We start from the raw sequence: 15,802 nt of genomic DNA on the forward strand, positions 1-15,802 counted from the left end.
CACCGGACCGGCGGCTCAGCGGCTCAGGGGCCAGGCGATCGAGTCGTGGTCCAGCTCGCTCTGCTCGGCACTGCCCGCATACCGCGCGCAGGCGTCGGTGAGCGTCTCCAGCAGGGTCAGCGGATCGGGCAGCTCGTGCTCGGGGCCCCGCACCCAGTGGACGTCGAGCTCACCGGGGAGCCGGGCGGGCGGCAGCAGGACGTAGCTGCCCCGGCAGTGCCAGCGCAGGCCCGGGTGGGCGTCCATGGTCTCGGGGTGGCAGTCCAGCTCGCAGGGCCACCACTCGTCCTCGTCCTCGGGGGTGCCGCGGGTGGCGGTGAAGAAGAGCATCCGGTCCTCGCCGGACTGGGCGACCGGGCCGACGTCGATGCCGGCGTCGAGAAGGCGCTCCAGGGCGCTGCGGCCCGCGGTGAGCGGGACGTCCAGCACGTCGTGGATCATGCCGGTCGCCGTGATGAAGTTGGCCAGCGGCTGGCCGGTGGCCCAGCGCTCGATCTGGGCGCGGTCGGTGGTCGACTGCGTCTGCCAGGCGAAGGAGATGGGATGCCGGGCGGGGGTGGGACAGCCGATGCGTTCGCACGAACATCGGTATCCGAGGGGGTGGGCGGCGGGGGCGATGGGCATACCCGCGTCGGCGACCGCCAGGAGCAGCGCGACCCTGGCCGACTCGTCGGCCTCGGCCCCCGGTGATTTGGGACGTCGCCGCAGCCACTGGGAGATCCTGCTCTCTGTGCCGCGGAAACGGCCGGAATCGGCGCCCATCTATCCCCTCACCTCAGCAGTTCACCTCAGCGTTGCCTCTCCATCGTCGCACCATCCTGCGGTTCGGGTGGCCAGAGTTCACCAGCGGGGCCGTGTACCACCGCACCGAGTGAGCACCATCACGCCCGATGTCACCCCATATCGGACGTCTCCCACCATTGCCGGTGGGCGCTGGGGCCCCCGCCGGGCCCTCGGGGTCAAGGTCGCGGGGTGAGCCCGCCGAGGGCGTAGTCGACGATCGCGTCGGCGTACGTGTGGGTGAGGGGCAGAGTCCGCAGCAGCCAGCGGTGCATCAGCGGGCCGATGAGCAGTTCCAGGGCGATCCGGGGGTCGGCGTCGGCGCGCAGGTCCCCGGCCTCCTGGGCGGCCCGCAGGCGGGTGACGTACAGCGCGAGCTGCGGTTCGAGCAGCTTCGTGACGAATTCGGCGCCCAGCTTCGCGTCGACGATGCCTTCGGCGGTCAGCGCGCGGGTGGGGGCTTCCAGCGCCGGGTCGTTCAGCTCGTCGACGGTGGCCCGCAGCACGAGTTTGAGGTCGGCGGTCAGATCGCCGGTGTCGGGGATGCCCTGCGCGGCGTCGCCGGACGGCGGCCCGGCCTCCTCGGCGGCCCGGGCCGCCAGGTCGAGGAAGGCCTCCATCAGCACGGCGGCCTTGGAGGGCCACCAGCGGTAGATGGTCTGCTTGCCGACCCCGGCGCGGGCGGCGATACCCTCGATCGTCGTGCGCTGGTACCCCACCTCTGCGACGAGGGCGAGGGCGGCGTCGTGGATCGCGCGGCGAGAGCGGTCGCTGCGGCGGCTGGAGTCGGGTGCCTTGGTGGGTGCCATGCGCCCAATCTAGCGCCGACCGAACCGATACGTATCGTCTTGCGGTGGCCACGGAGCGTGTGATTGCGGTGGCCGCGGAGCGTGTGGCGGGCAGCGGGACATCGGGGCGGCGCCGGAGATGCGGGCGGCGCCGGAGATCCCGGCGGCGCGGGAGACCCGGGCGGCGCGGGACACCCGGACGGTGGCCGCGACCGGGCGGCGCCGGAGATGCGGGCAACGCCGGAGATCCCGACCGCGCGGGGCATCCCGACCGCGCGGGGCATCCCGGCCGCGCGGGGCGTCCGGGCGGCGCGGGCGTCCGGGCGGTGGCCGCGGTCGGGCGGCGCGGGCGTCCGGGCGGTGGCCGCGGTCGGGCGGCGCGGGCGTCCGGGCGGTGGCCGCGGTCGGGCGGTCCGGTGAACCACTCGATCGATCGACTGCGAAATCCGGCGCGCGCGGCGCACCATGGGCTCACGCACAGACCGTGCGCATCCCACCGTTCCGCGGCCCCGGCCGCCGTTCGCGAGGAGCCAGAGTTGAACCGTGACGCCACCCCTCGTCGCTACCTGATGTGCGCCCCGGCGCACTTCCGGGTCACCTACTCCATCAACCCGTGGATGGACCCGTCCAAACCCGTCGACCTGCCGCTGGCCCGGACCCAGTGGGAGGACCTGCGCGACCGCTACCGCGCCCTCGGCCACACCGTCGAGCTGATCGCCCCCCGTCCCGACCTGCCCGACATGGTCTTCGCCGCCAACGGCGCCACGGTGATCGGCGGCCGGGTGCTCGGCGCGCTGTTCGCGTACCGGGAGCGGTACGCGGAGGCCGGAGCCCACCGGGACTGGTTCCGGGAGCACGGTTTCACCGAGGTCCATGAGCCGGAGCACGTCAACGAGGGCGAGGGGGACTTCGCCGTCACCGCCTCCTACCTGCTGGCCGGACGCGGCTTCCGGTCCAGTCCGCTCTCGCACATGGAGGCCCAGGAGTTCTTCGGGCTGCCGGTCATCGGGCTCGATCTGGTGGATCCGCGCTACTACCACCTGGACACCGCGCTGTGCGTGCTGGACGCGGCGGCCGACGAGATCATGTACTACCCGGACGCCTTCTCGTCCGGCAGCCGGGCGGTGCTGCGCCGGCTGTTCCCGGACGCGCTGCTCGCCCGGGAGGCGGACGCGGCGGCGTTTGGCCTCAACTCGGTCAGCGACGGGCGCCACGTCCTGCTGCCGCAGGGGGCGACAGGGCTCCTGGACCCGCTGCGGGACCGGGGCTTCGAGCCGGTCCCGATGGACCTGGGCGAGCTGCTCAAGGGCGGTGGCAGCGTGAAGTGCTGCACCCAGGAGCTGCGCGGCTAGGGCGTGTCCGCGGGCGGCCAGGGATCGCCCCAGGCGACGTCCCTGGCCGCCCGGTACAGGTCGCCGTGGCGCTTGGTGACCGTGGACCGGGCCAGACCGTCGTCGCGGGTGCACAGCTCCAGCAGTACCTGGCCCTTGCGGATCTGCGGCCTGCGGGTGATCCGGGCGGGCGCCGGGCCGGTGGGGAAGCGGGTGGCGACCACGTAACTGAACTTCTCGTCCTCGTGGCTCAGCGAGCCGCCCTTGACCTGCCGGTGGAGCGATGAGCGGCTGACCCGGGCCGAGAAGTGGCACCAGTCGGCCCCGGGGGTGATCGGGCAGGCGTCGCTGTGCGGGCAGGGGGCCGCGACGCCCATCCCAGCGGCGATCAGCCGGTCCCGGGCCTCGATGATCCGGGCGTAGCCGTCGGGGGTGCCGGGCTCCACGATCACCACCGCCTGTCCGGCCGCCGCCGCCGCGTCGACCAGTTCGGTCCTGGCCCCGGCGGTCAGCTCCTTGAGCACATAGCTGACGGTGACCAGGTCCACCGGGGCCAGCTCCAGCGCCGCTCCGATCCGCGCCTTCTCCCAGCGCGCGTCGCGGAGCCCCGGGACCCCGGACGCCTCGGCGAGTTCGCGGCCGAGTGAGAGGGCCGGTTCGGCCCAGTCCAGCACGGTCGTGGCCGGGCCCGCCCAGACGCCGGCCACCGCCCAGCTCGCCGCGCCCGTGCCGCCCCCGACGTCGGTGTGGGTGGCGGGCGTCCAGTCGGGGGCGGCCCCGGCCAGGGCGTCGAGGGCGGACCGTACGGCTTCGTAGGTGGCGGGCATCCGGTACGCGGCGTACGCGGCGACGTCGGAGCGGTCCCGCAGGATCGGGGCGTCCGTCGGGGTCTCCCCCCGGTAGCTGGCGATCAGCCGGTCGACGGCCTGCGCGGCCTGCTTGGGCGGCAGTCCGTCGAGCAGCCCGGCCAGCGCCGCGCGCAGGGACTGTGCGGTGGGGAGGGTGACGTTCACCGCCGAATTGTAGGCGGAGGCGACCCGGTGGACGCATTCCGCTTCGCCGGGGCCCGGAGGGGTACGGAGAGACGTGTGCGCGGGCGGCGCGGGACCGTGCCGGGTCCGCACCAGGACTTCACGTAACCGGTACGGAACGGGAATCCGGCGAACTCCACACCGCCCTGGGCCTGTTGCTACGCTGGCCCGCGCGTGGACGGCACCAGGGCAAGATGGTCCAGCAGGGGAGCCATGAGGCAGAAGATCGTGCGGTTGACGCTCGTCGGCGGGGTGCTCTTTCTCGCCCTGCTCCTGCTGCTGGCCACCTGTGGCGGCAGCCCCGACGAGGACGACCGGAAGAACGGCGCGGCCACCGGGGCGGCGAAACCGGTGCTGCCGAGCGCCGGGCCGGTGACCCGGCTGACCGTTCCGCCGCAGTACACGACGGACCGGGGCTGGGAGATCATCGGCTCCTCCCCCGACGTGGCCGTCTCCCACGCGACGGGCCTGCTGGCCTATCTGGAGCGGTCGAAGGACAACCGCTACCGGCTGCGCACCGTCGACACGGCCACCGGCGAGCTGGGCTGGCGCGGCAAGGCCTGGCGGCAGCCGGACCCGCTGCACTATCCGAGGCTCGCCACGGTCGCCAAGGGCGACCGGCAGTTCTTCGTGACCTGGTCCTACGGGAAGGTCGGCGACGGGCTGTCGCCGTCGAGCACCTTCCTCGCGCTCGATCTGTACGACGTGACGAACGGAAACCGGCAGCGCGTCGAGGTGCCGTGGTCCGGCGCCCCGGATGTCGACACGACCGGGCCGTCCATCGTGATCAGCGACGCCAAGGCGAACAGCACCCTGGTGGACCCGGTCACGGGTGAGGTGTCCGAGCTGGGCGCGGACAAGTTGAAGTACCCCAAGGGCTGCCCGGCCTGCAAACAGCTCACCGAGGTGCACGGGCAGACCGCCGAGGGCCTGCTGCTGGGCGGAGCACGGGAGTTCTGGGTGCGCGGCGGCTGGTTCAGCCGGAACGTCGCGCCCAAGGGCGCCGACAGGGGCAGCGGAGTGGTGACGTCGACGACCCCGGACCAGGTGCTGGCGAAGTGGGCGCCCGCGAAGAAGACCAAGCGGGCGGCGACCCACGAGCTGTGGGCGGTGCACGACGCGGCGACCGGCGAGGTCCTCACCTCGGTGGAGTGCCACAGGCCCGCCATAAAGCCGGGGCGTTTCCCGCAGGCGGTCCTCTCCCCCTCGGGCGACTACCTGATCGCCGGGAACCTGGCCTTCGATCTGGAGGCGAAGCAGGGCCGCTGCTTCGAGGACGAGGGCGGCGCCGCCCATCTGACGCTGGCCACGGTGACGGACGACGGCATCGCGTACGGGGCCGAGAACGCGCGCGACGCCTCGGAGGCGCTGTCCGGCGGCGGGCTCCCGGTCGCGATGGACTTCGCCACCTGGAGCACCGAGCGGCTGTCGCGCAACGCGCGGCTGCCGGGGACGGAGACGACCGGGGTCGGGGTGTTCCGCTGGACCGACCGGCAGGACCGTACGCATCTGATCGGCTACCCGCGCACCGGCTGAGCCCGCGCCGGACCTCGGGGCCGGGGCGGACCCAAGGGCCGGGGCGGGCAGCGGGGCCGGGGCGGACCCAAGGGCCTGGGCGGGCGGCGATGGCTCAGAGGCCGCCGGCCTCGCGGCCCGCCCGCTGCCAGGGGCGGCACAGGAGCAGGAAGCAGGCCACCGCCGCCACCGCGCACACGACCTGGACCACGGCCATCGGGACGGCCGTGTCCTCGCCGGCGATGCCGACCAGCGGGGAGGCGACCGCGCCGATGAGGAACGAGGACGTGCCGAGCAGCGCGGAGGCGGAGCCCGCCGCGTGCTTGGTGCGCATCAGGGCCTGGGCGTTGGTGTTCGGCATCGCGAGACCCATCGCCGACATCAGGACGAAGAGCCCGGCCGCGACCGGTACGAGGCCGACCTCGCCGAAGACGCCGGACGTCATCAGCAGCAGCGCGACGGCGGCCAGCACGATCACCGCGAGGCCGAAGCCGAGCACCTTGTCGAGGCTGACCCGGCCCACGAGCAGTTTGCCGTTGATCTGCCCGACGGTGATCAGACCGATCGAGTTGATCCCGAAGAGCAGGCTGAAGGTCTGGGGCGAGGCCCCGTAGATCTCCTGCACGACGAACGGGGAGGCGGCGATGTACGCGAACAGGACGGCGAAGGCGAGCCCGCCCGCGACCATGTAGCCGGTGAAGACGCGGTCGGCGAGGAGCCCGCGCATGGTGCGCAGGGCGTCGGCGACCCCGCCGGTGTGGCGGTCGGCGGGCGGCAGCGTCTCGTGCAGCCACTTCCAGACGACCAGGGTGAGGACGATGCCGACGGCGGTCAGCACGACGAAGATGCCCCGCCAGTCGGTGATCCGCAGGACCTGCCCGCCGATCACGGGGGCGATGACCGGGGCGACGCCGGAGATCAGCATCAGGGTGGAGAAGAACCGGGCCATCTCCACGCCGTCGTAGAGGTCGCGCACCACGGCCCGGGCGATGACGATGCCGGCCGCGCCCGCGAGCCCCTGGAGGAGGCGGAAGCCGATGAGGAGTTCGACGGTGGGGGCCAGGGCGCAGATGGCGGTGGCGAGGACGTAGACGACCATGCCGAGGAGCAGCGGTTTCCGGCGGCCCCAGCGGTCGCTCATGGGGCCGACGACGAGCTGGCCGAGCGCCATTCCGGCCAGGCACGCGGTCAGGGTGAGCTGGACGGTGGCGGCGGGGGCGCTCAGGGAGTCGGTGACGGCGGGGAGCGCGGGGAGGTACATGTCCATGGACAGCGGCGGCAGTGCGGTGAGTCCGCCGAGGACCATGGTGACCAGGAGGCCGGTGCGCCGGGCGGCCCTCGCCGCCGGGCCGGGCAGGCCGTGGGCTCCCGGCAGGCCGGGGGTTCCCGGCAGGCCGGCGGGGGCGGTGACCTGCGGGGCGGCGGGGTCGACGGAGAGGGCGCCCGCGTCGCCGTGCCGGATCGGCCGGTCGTCGGCCCCGGTCCCGGTGGTGGGTATGTGTGCTCGCTGGGCCCGGCTGCCGCCGCTGTCCGGCATTCTCTTCTCCACATCGTTGAATACGCATCTATGCTCTCAGCTCGGCCGGAGTGGTCGATACGTTTTTCGGGCGGGCTGGGGTGGCGTGCATGGGTGGGACAGTGCGTTGGGGTGTTCTGGCGACGGGCGGCATAGCCGCGAGGTTCACGGGGGACGTCCAGGGGCTCCCGGACGCCGAGGTGGTGGCGGTGGCCTCGCGCACGGAGGCCTCGGCGCGGGAGTTCGCCGAGCGGCACGCGATCGGGCGGGCCTACGGCAGCTGGGCGGAGCTGGTCGCCGACGACGAGGTCGACGTGGTGTACGTGGCGACGCCGCACTCGGCGCACCACGCGGCGGCCTCGCTCGCGCTGCGGGCCGGAAAGCACGTGCTGTGCGAGAAGGCGTTCACGCTCAACAGCCGGGAGGCCGAGGAGCTGGTGGCGCTGGCCCGGGAGCGAGGCCTCTTCCTGATGGAGGCCATGTGGACCTATCTCAACCCGGTGGTCCGCCGCCTCACCGAGCTGGTCCGGGACGGGGCGATCGGCGAGATCCGTACCGTACAGGCCGATTTCGGCTTCGCGGGCGACGTCGCTCCCGGGCACCGGCTGCGCGATCCGGACCTGGGCGGCGGGGCGCTGCTGGACCTCGGGGTCTACCCGGTGTCGTTCGCCCAGCTGCTGCTGGGCGAGCCCGACCGGATCCAGGCCGACGCACTGCTCTCCCCCGAGGGCGTCGACCTGAACACGGGGATGCTGCTCGGCTGGGACTCCGGTGCGACCGCGCTGCTGTCCTGCTCGATCGTCGGCCACCATCCGACGGCGGCCACCGTCATCGGCACGGCCGGGCGGATCGACCTCCCGCGCGACTTCTTCCACCCGGACCACTTCGTCCTGCGGCGGGCGGGCGCGGAACCGGAGACCATCACCTCGGGTCCGGGACCCCAGGGGCTCTCGGGCATGCAGTACGAGGCCGTCGAGGTGGGGCGGGCGGTGCGGGCGGGCGAGAGCGAGTCCCCACTCGTCCCGCTGGAGGGTTCGCTGGCGGTGATGCGGACGCTCGACGCGGTACGGGACCGTATCGGCGTCCGCTACCCGGCGGACCGCTGAGCCCGGTCGCCCGGGCGGGCGGCGTTACGCGGGGGTGAGCCCCGGGTTCCCGGCCTCGGTGACGAAGGAGGCCGCCGTGGCGAGGGGCGCGCCGGGGGTCGTGACGGCCGCCACCGTACGGAAGTCGGCGCGGGCCTCCTTCGTTCCGAGGGTGACGAGCGCGTAGCCGCGCCGCCCGTTGTAGTGCTTGAGGTGCGGGTTGGCGCGGGTCTGGTTCTCCCAGTTGGCGGGCCGGTCCGCGCCGTTCTTGCCGCTGCTGATGGACGTGGTGACGATCTCCGTGCCGACGGTCCGCGATGCGGGGTCGTCGAAGTCCTTCTTCAGATCGAAGGCGTAGGAGACGTGGACGTCGCCGGTGAGGACCATGAGGTTCTCCACCCCGGCGGCCTCGGCCCCGGCCAGCACTCGCTGCCGGGAGGCGGGATAGCCGTCCCAGGAGTCCATGGAGAGCTTGAAGGCGTCGGTGGGCACATCGCGCCGCCGCGCGAAGGTGACCTGCTGCGGGACGACGTTCCAGGTGGCCTTCGAGGCCCGCCAGCCGTCGGTCAGCCAGCGTTCCTGGGCGGCCCCGGTCATGGTGCGCGCGGGGTCCTCCGACTCGGGCCCCGGGGTCCGCCAGCCGTCGCCGTACGCCTGGTCGCTGCGGTACTGGCGGGTGTCGAGGATGTCGAACTGGGCGAGCCGCCCGAACTTCAGGCGGCGGTAGAGCCGCATGTCGGGTCCGGTGGGGCGCTGCGGGGTGCGCAGCGGCTGGTTCTCCCAGTACGCGCGGTACGCGGCGGCCCGGCGCAGCAGGAACTCCTCGGGAGGCACGTCGTTCTCGGGGGTGCCGCCCGCGTAGTTGTTCTCGGTCTCGTGGTCGTCCCAGGTGACGACGAAGGGGTGGGCGGCGTGGGCGGCGCGCAGGTCCGGGTCGGACTTGTAGAGGGCGTAGCGCAGCCGGTAGTCCTCCAGGGTGACCGTCTCGCGGTTGTAGTGCGCGGGGAGTCTGCGGTCGGTGTAGGCCCGGGCTCCGCCGGTGGCGGTGACGGCGTACTCGTAGAGGTAGTCGCCGAGGTGGAAGACGACGTCGACGTCCTCGGCGGCGAGGTGGCGGTAGGCGGTGAAGTAGCCGTCGTGGTACGCCTGGCAGGAGACGGCGGCCAGGGCCAGGGAGCTGTTGCGGGCTCCGGCGGCCGGGGCGGTGCGGGTGCGGCCGACCGGGCTGGTCCAGCTGCCGGTGCGGAAGCGGTAGTAGTAGACCCGTCCGGAGTCGAGGCCCTGGACCTCGGCGCGGACGCTGTGGGCGAACTCGGGGTGGGCGGTGGCCGAGCCGCGCCGCTCGACACGGCGGAAGCTCTCGTCGCGGGCCACCTCCCAGCGCACCTCGACCCGGCCGCGCGGCAGTCCGCCGCCCGGCTCGTAGGGGCGGGGCGCGAGGCGGGTCCAGATGAGGACGGACGCCGGGTGCGGGTCGCCGGAGGCGACGCCGAGGGTGAAGGGGTCCTCGGTGATCCGGCGGGCGTCGACCTCGGCGGCGCTCGCCGTGCCGGCGGCGGGCAGGTTCACGGCGAAGGCGAGCGCGGCGGCGGCTCCGGTGACGGTCAGGAAGCGTCTGCGTCCTACGCCCGGTCCGAGCAGCCGTGCGGCGGCGCGGAGTTCGGTGGCCCGTGTGCTCTGATCGGGCGTCATGATGGTCTCTGCGGCTGTCATATGCCCCTCCTCAGCCCGGATGCTGTCGGGGTTCATGGCAGCCGCACGCGACGACGCACCGTTGTCGCGTGCACAACATCCGCATGGCGGGTCGATGAGCACCGCGTGCGCCGCGCACCGAGCCGTCCCGTACGCTGCCGGGCCATGAACACTGAGCAGACCGGCCGGAAAGTCGCCGTCGTCACGGGTGCGGGGTCAGGGATCGGGCGGGCCGTCGCGCTCGCCCTCGCGAGCGCGGGCTGGTCGCTCGCGCTCGCCGGCCGGCGGGCCGAGCCGCTGGCGGAGACGGCGGCCGCCGCCGGGGACACCGAGGCGCTGTGCGTCACCACGGACGTGACCGACGCCGACGAGGTCGGCGCACTCTTCACCGCCGTACGGGAACGGTTCGGCCGGCTGGACCTCCTGTTCAACAACGCGGGCACCTTCGGCCCCGGCGGCGTACCGCTGGAGGAGCTGGCCGTCGAGGACTGGCGGGCGGTCGTCGAGGTGAACCTGACGGGCGCGTTCCTGTGCGCGCAGGCGGCGTACCGGCAGATGAAGGAGCAGGACCCGCAGGGTGGCCGGATCATCAACAACGGTTCGGTCTCCGCCCACGCGCCGCGCCCGCACTCGATCGCGTACACCGCGACGAAGCACGCGATGACCGGGCTGACGAAGTCGCTGTCTCTGGACGGCCGCCCCTACCGGATCGCCTGCGGGCAGATCGACATCGGCAACGCGGCGACGGAGATGACCGAGCGGATGTCGACCGGGATCCTCCAGGCCAACGGGGAGACGGCGGTGGAGCCGGTGATGGCCGCGTCCGACGTGGCGCGGACGGTGGTGCACATGGCTGAGCTGCCACTGGAGGCGAACGTTCAGTTCGCCACGGTCCTGGCGACGAACATGCCGTACATCGGTCGCGGTTGAGCCCGCAGGCGATCAGGCCCGTTCGAACTAGCCATTAAGTGGCCGGATTTGGGGACTTCTCCGCTCTGGACCGAGCAAGCGCGTGCTGTCCGTATGATCGCATCTCGTTACGCCTTCACCAGAACAACACAGAAGGAACACCGCATGCGCATACGTACCGCTGCGCCGATCGCCCTGGCCGCCGCCACCGCACTGGCCGGCTCGCTCCTCGCCACGGCGGGGCCGGCCTCGGCCGCCGCCCACCAGGGCGGGCTGCACTTCGGGACCGTGCAGTACGACGGTCCCGGCAAGGACAACCGGACCACGAAGTCGCTGAACGCCGAGTGGGTGAACATCCACAACAACGGCAAGAAGAAGGTCCAGCTCAAGGGCTTCAAGGTGAAGGACAACACCGGCTACACCTACACCTTCGGCAGCTACACGATCGGCGCGGGCAAGACGGTCAAGCTCCGCACCGGCAAGGGCAAAAACGTTTCGGGCACCGTGCACTGGAACCGGGGCTCGTACGTCTGGAACAACACCGGGGACAAGGCGCGGCTGATCAAGCCGAACGGGAAACTCCAGGACTCCTGCTCCTGGAAGAAGTCCACCAAGGCGAACAAGGGCGTCAAGAACTGCCACTGACCCGCCCCAGGAGGGCCGGTCGCGGAACGGGGGGCCGCGACCGGCCCTCCTGCACGCCGTACCGCCGCACCGCCGCACCGTCGCACCGTCGCACCGGGCGGGGAATGCCGGGAGCGGCGGCACGGTTGGACCCCTGCATGACACCTGATCCCCTGCCCGAGGTCCTGCGCTACACCGCCTTCTCCGCCGACCCCGCGGGCGGCAATCCCGCCGGCGTCGTCCTGGACGCCTCCGGGATGGACGAGGAGGCGATGCTCGCCGTCGCGGCGGAGCTGGGCTACAGCGAGTCGGCGTTCCTGACGGAGCGGACCGGCGAGGGCGCGTACACGATCCGCTACTTCAGCCCCAAGGCCGAGGTGCCCTTCTGCGGTCACGCCACGGTCGCCACGGCGCTCGCCCTGGCCGAACGGGACGGGCCGGGCGAGCTGGAGTTCGCCACGGCCGCGGGTCCGGTGCCGGTGACCGTGGTACGGGAGGGCGGCGAACTCCGCGCCACCCTCACCAGCGTGGCCCCCCGCGTCGAGGAGACCTCGGCGGCCGACCTGACGGAGGCGCTGGCGGCCCTGGACTGGGCGGCCGCCGACCTCGACCCGGCCCTGCCGCCCCGGATCGCCTACGCGGGAGCCCGGCACCTGGTGCTGGCCGCCGCCACCCGGGAGCGGCTGGCCGACCTGGAGTACGACTTCGCGCGCCTCGAAGCGCTGATGCGCCGGCTCGACCTGACCACGCTGCAACTGGTGTGGCGCGAGGGGCCCGGGGTCTTCCACGTCCGGGACCCGTTCCCGGTGGGCGGGGTCGTCGAGGATCCGGCGACGGGCGCGGCGGCGGCGGCCTTCGGCGCGTACGCACGGGAGCTGGGGCTCGTACCGGACGCGGCCGTGCTGACGCTGCACCAGGGGGCTGACATGGGCCGGCCCGGCACACTCACCGTCGAACTGCGCGCGGGAGACGCCAGGATCCGGGTGAGCGGAACGGGCGCCCGGATCGGCTGACCCGCGTCCCGGGGGGGGCGGCGATTCAGCCGGTGGCCCCTCCAGACGGCGGTCCAGACTGCGGTTCAGCCGAGGCCTCCTCCAGACGGCCGTCCAGCCGGTGCCTCCTCCAGACGGCGGTTCAGCCGGTGGCGTCCTTGGCCGGGGAGACCTGGGCGTACCACCGTTCCGTCTCCTCCGGGTCCAACGCGCGCTCCAGCAGGGCGTCGCCGCGCATGCCGGGGAAGAAGCGGCCCGCGGGCCAGGCCCGCCGGTAGGACGGCTCGTCCAGGACCAGCAGCCGGACGCCGTCGACGACGGGGATGTCGGCGGGGGCCCCCTCGTTCCAGATGAGTTCACCGCCCGGGGCCACCAGGTCGAAGGAGCCCACGGTGTCCACCTGGCCGGGGGTCTCCCGGCAGACGGCCGCCTCCTGCGCCGACGGCGCGTGGCCCTCCACATGGCCGCCGCCTATGAGCGCGTCGGCGAGCAGGGTGTGCAGCTGGAAGTTGTCCCCGATGCCGGAGACCCGCAGGAGGTAGCCGGTGCCGCTCGACCGGTGGAGGGCGACGAGCGGTTCGTCGTCCAGCACGAGGAGCGCGTAGGCGAGGGACTTCAGCTCCGTGCCGGAGGCCCGCTCCACCGCACCGAGCAGCCGCAGCGCCTCGCCCCGGAAGTCGGCCGCCCGTCGCACACCGGGGTGGTTCAGCAGCGCGACGGCGGCCATCTCCCACTGGCGAAGGGTCCACCAGCCGGCGGCCGCGTCGGCACCGGCGCGCTCCACCGCCTCCGGGCCCGGTTCGCCGCCGTCCGGAACGGGGAACGCGCCGCCCCCGGTCCCGATCCAGGCTTCGCAGAACACCAGAGCCTGCTCCAGCGCCCACCGCAGCCCGGCCAGCACTCCCGGCGCGCAGCGCTCGGCGTCCGCACCGCGCTCGACGCAGGCCCCGACGAGCACGGCGACGACGGCACGGGGGCCGGGTGGGACCTGCTCCAGCACGGCGGCGAGCCGCGGCCCGCCGTCCAGCAGCTCCGCCTCCCTGGCCTGCCCGAAGGTCTCCTGCAACCGGACGAACGCCTTGCCGGAGCGCTTGGCGTCCTGCGCGGTCACCGCCGCCTCGAAGTCGGCGACGGCTCCCCCGAACCCGGCTTTACCGAATATCATTCCAGCACTTTATCGACGTGCCGCCGGGCACCACGAAGCCGGTCGCCGTCAAGGACTTCCCACACCCCTCACCGCACGTAGACCCCTTCCCGCGCGGCGGCGACCGCGGCGGCGGCGGCCCGGTCGCCGGCCGCCTCGTCCAGCGGGGCGCCGCTGGCCAGCAGCCGGTAGTACAGGGGCGCCGACACCGCGGCGATCACCTCGCCCGGGTCCGTACCGGCGGGCAGTTCGCCGCGATCGACCGCCGCCTCGACACAGCCGGACCACTCCCCGATCCGCACCGCGTAGAAGCGGTGCAGTGCCTCGGCGGCCCGCGGATCGCAGGTGGCGGCGGCGATGACGGCCGCGAAGAGAGCGCCCTGCCGGGAATCGGTCAGCGTCCGGACCACGAGCCGGGCGTTGGCCCGGAGGTCCTCGGCCAGGGACCCGGTGTCGGCACGCGGCAGCGACTGCTCCGCCATGTCCGAGAGCAGATCGGCCACCAGCCCGGCGGGCGCGGCCCAGCGCCGGTAGACGGTCGTCTTGCCGACCCCGGCCCGCCGGGCGACATCGGCCAGGTCCAGCCCGTCGAAGCCGTGCTCGACCAGCGCGTCCCCGGCGGCACGCAGCACCGCGTCCCGGACCCGGGCGGTGCGACCGCCGCGACGCACGGTGCCCGGCTCGCCGCCGTCGACGTCGACACATCCGGAGCCTCCGGGACCACCGGAGCTTCCGGGACCACCGGAGCTTCCGGAGCCTTCAGCACTTTCAGAAGTCATAACGGGTCTCCAGTTCCATTAACAACACTCCCCCTGTTACGGTGACATCCACCTTAACGGAACCACAGAACCGTTAAGCGATTCGCCGCCCAGGAAGGCGCCCTGCCATGTCCCGTACCGCACCCACACCCGCACCCACACCCGCACCCGCACCCACCGGACCGACGACCGCCCCCCGCGCCGCCGGCCCCCGCATGACGAGACGCCAGAAGCTCGTGCTGGCTCTGCTGCTCGGATCCCAGTTCATGATCGCGGTGGACTTCTCGATCCTGAACGTGGCACTGCCCGTCGTCGGAGAGGGGCTCGGCTTCTCCCTCGCCCACCTCCAGTGGATCGCCACGTCGTTCGCGCTCGCCGCCGCCGGATTCACCCTGCTCTTCGGACGCGTCGCCGACCTCGTCGGCCGCAAGAACCTGTTCATCGGCGGCATGGTCGTCCTCGGCCTCTCCTCCGCGCTCGGCGGCCTCGCCACCTCGCCCGAGGTCCTCCTCACCGCCCGCGTGCTCCAGGGCCTGGCCACCGCGGCCGTCACCCCCGCCGGACTCGCGCTGCTGACCACCGCGTTCAAGGAGGGGCCGCTGCGCGAACGGGCGCTGGGACTCAACGGCGCCCTGATGTCCGCCGGGTTCACCGCCGGAGCGATCCTCGGCGGCCTCCTGACCGACCTGCTCTCCTGGCGCTGGGCCTTCTTCATCAACGTACCGGTGGCGGCCCTGGTCGTGATCCTGGCACCCTCCGTGATCACCGACTCCCGGCCGGAGCGGCGGCCCCGGCTGGACGTGCCCGGCGCGGTCACCGTCACCGGCGGGCTGCTGCTGCTCGTCCTCGGGCTCACCCAGGCCGGCGAGACCGGCTGGACCACCCCCACCACGCTGGCCTCCCTGGCCGCCGGCATCGCCCTCCTGATCGCGTTCGTCCGCATCGAGCGGCGGGCCGCCGCACCGCTCGTCCCGATGCACATCCTGAAGCGGCGGAGCGTCGTCTGGGGCAACGCCGCCGGGCTGATCGCCTTCGTCACCGAGACCTCGCTGGTGTTCCTGCTCACCCTCTACCTCCAGGAGGTCCTCGGCTACTCCGCGCTGGCCACCGGCCTCGCGTTCGGCGTGCTGGGCGTCGGCACGGTCGTCGGCGGGATGCTCGGCGGACGGGCGGTGGGCCGGTTCGGCAACCGGCGCGCCATCGTGCTGGGCGGAGTCGTCCAGGCCGCCGCCACGCTCTCCCTCGTCGCGCTCGGCACGTCCGGCTCCTGGATCTGGCTCCTGCTGGCGGCCACCTTCGTCGGCGGTGTGGGCAACATGCTGATGATCGTCGGCTTCATGGTCACGGCCACCTCCGGTCTGCCCGACGAGGAGCAGGGGCGGGCCACCGGACTGGCGACGATGACCCAGCAGGTGGGCATCACCCTCGGCATCCCGGTGATGAGCGCGATCGTCACCGCCCGGACGGGGGCCGCGACGGGGCCGGAGGCCGTACTGTCCGGCGTCTCCATCGCCATCCTCGTGAACTCCGCACTGGTCCTGGCCGGCGCCCTGCTCGCCGGGTATTTCCTGACCGGGAGGGACCGGGCGGCAGCGGCGGAGGGGTGAGCGGAGCGGGACCGCCCCGGGGGCCGCACC

14 protein-coding genes are annotated in these 15,802 nt (G+C 73.2%); 7 read left to right on the top strand and 7 right to left on the bottom strand.

The annotated features are described in order from the left end of the window. Positions 1-15: 15 nt before the first annotated feature. Both ACH4KB_RS06385 and ACH4KB_RS06390 read right to left on the bottom strand, forming a co-directional pair. The gene (locus tag ACH4KB_RS06385; RefSeq protein ID WP_398064138.1) at positions 16-762 is read right to left on the bottom strand and encodes a bifunctional DNA primase/polymerase; all 747 of its coding nucleotides are present in this window, start codon (positions 760-762) and stop codon (positions 16-18) included. Between the two features lie 197 nt (positions 763-959). Beyond that, the gene (locus ACH4KB_RS06390; protein ID WP_398064140.1) at positions 960-1,589 is read right to left on the bottom strand and encodes a TetR/AcrR family transcriptional regulator; all 630 of its coding nucleotides are present in this window, start codon (positions 1,587-1,589) and stop codon (positions 960-962) included. A 416-nt stretch (positions 1,590-2,005) separates the two neighbouring features. Between ACH4KB_RS06390 and ddaH the strand changes: the two genes are divergently transcribed. Beyond that, positions 2,006-2,920, top strand: coding sequence for a dimethylargininase (gene ddaH, locus ACH4KB_RS06395; RefSeq protein ID WP_398064662.1), 915 nt, complete (start codon positions 2,006-2,008; stop codon positions 2,918-2,920). Here ddaH and ACH4KB_RS06400 read toward each other — a convergent pair. After that, positions 2,917-3,912 (bottom strand): small ribosomal subunit Rsm22 family protein, encoded by a 996-nt coding sequence (locus ACH4KB_RS06400; protein WP_398064143.1) that lies wholly within the window; start codon positions 3,910-3,912, stop codon positions 2,917-2,919. The genes ddaH and ACH4KB_RS06400 overlap by 4 nt on opposite strands. A gap of 231 nt (positions 3,913-4,143) precedes the next feature. Between ACH4KB_RS06400 and ACH4KB_RS06405 the strand changes: the two genes are divergently transcribed. After that, positions 4,144-5,466 (top strand): hypothetical protein, encoded by a 1,323-nt coding sequence (locus ACH4KB_RS06405; protein WP_398064146.1) that lies wholly within the window; start codon positions 4,144-4,146, stop codon positions 5,464-5,466. Positions 5,467-5,560: 94 nt separating this feature from the next. On the opposite strand, the gene ACH4KB_RS06410 is transcribed toward ACH4KB_RS06405, so the two are convergent. Then, complete coding sequence (locus ACH4KB_RS06410; protein ID WP_398064148.1) at positions 5,561-6,982, bottom strand: multidrug effflux MFS transporter; 1,422 nt, start codon at positions 6,980-6,982, stop codon at positions 5,561-5,563. Positions 6,983-7,071: 89 nt separating this feature from the next. Here ACH4KB_RS06410 and ACH4KB_RS06415 point away from each other — a divergent pair, with 89 nt between their 5' ends. Then, complete coding sequence (locus ACH4KB_RS06415; protein ID WP_398064151.1) at positions 7,072-8,067, top strand: Gfo/Idh/MocA family protein; 996 nt, start codon at positions 7,072-7,074, stop codon at positions 8,065-8,067. A gap of 24 nt (positions 8,068-8,091) precedes the next feature. Here ACH4KB_RS06415 and ACH4KB_RS06420 read toward each other — a convergent pair whose 3' ends face one another. Beyond that, positions 8,092-9,759 (bottom strand): alkaline phosphatase D family protein, encoded by a 1,668-nt coding sequence (locus ACH4KB_RS06420; protein WP_398064153.1) that lies wholly within the window; start codon positions 9,757-9,759, stop codon positions 8,092-8,094. A gap of 144 nt (positions 9,760-9,903) precedes the next feature. Between ACH4KB_RS06420 and ACH4KB_RS06425 the strand changes: the two genes are divergently transcribed. The 3 genes from ACH4KB_RS06425 (at position 9,904) to ACH4KB_RS06435 (ending at position 12,284) form a co-directional block, all read left to right on the top strand. Beyond that, positions 9,904-10,668, top strand: a complete 765-nt coding sequence (locus ACH4KB_RS06425; RefSeq protein ID WP_398064155.1) for an SDR family oxidoreductase — start codon at positions 9,904-9,906, stop codon at positions 10,666-10,668. 144 nt (positions 10,669-10,812) lie between these two features. Then, positions 10,813-11,292 carry a lamin tail domain-containing protein gene (locus ACH4KB_RS06430; protein WP_398064156.1) on the top strand — a complete coding sequence of 160 codons (480 nt, stop codon included), beginning with the start codon at positions 10,813-10,815 and terminating at the stop codon, positions 11,290-11,292. 137 nt (positions 11,293-11,429) lie between these two features. Further along, positions 11,430-12,284 (top strand): PhzF family phenazine biosynthesis protein, encoded by an 855-nt coding sequence (locus ACH4KB_RS06435; RefSeq protein WP_398064159.1) that lies wholly within the window; start codon positions 11,430-11,432, stop codon positions 12,282-12,284. 121 nt (positions 12,285-12,405) lie between these two features. Here ACH4KB_RS06435 and ACH4KB_RS06440 read toward each other — a convergent pair whose 3' ends face one another. Both ACH4KB_RS06440 and ACH4KB_RS06445 read right to left on the bottom strand, forming a co-directional pair. Next, positions 12,406-13,428, bottom strand: coding sequence for a hypothetical protein (locus tag ACH4KB_RS06440; RefSeq protein ID WP_398064161.1), 1,023 nt, complete (start codon positions 13,426-13,428; stop codon positions 12,406-12,408). Between the two features lie 68 nt (positions 13,429-13,496). After that, complete coding sequence (locus ACH4KB_RS06445) at positions 13,497-14,186, bottom strand: TetR/AcrR family transcriptional regulator (protein ID WP_398064164.1); 690 nt, start codon at positions 14,184-14,186, stop codon at positions 13,497-13,499. A 194-nt stretch (positions 14,187-14,380) separates the two neighbouring features. On the opposite strand from ACH4KB_RS06445, the gene ACH4KB_RS06450 reads away from it, so the two are divergent. Then, positions 14,381-15,772 (top strand): MFS transporter, encoded by a 1,392-nt coding sequence (locus ACH4KB_RS06450; RefSeq protein ID WP_398064664.1) that lies wholly within the window; start codon positions 14,381-14,383, stop codon positions 15,770-15,772. Positions 15,773-15,802 lie beyond the last annotated feature (30 nt).

Origin of the sequence: Streptomyces sp. NPDC017520, assembly GCF_044329855.1 — a bacterium.
GTDB lineage: Bacteria > Actinomycetota > Actinomycetes > Streptomycetales > Streptomycetaceae > Streptomyces.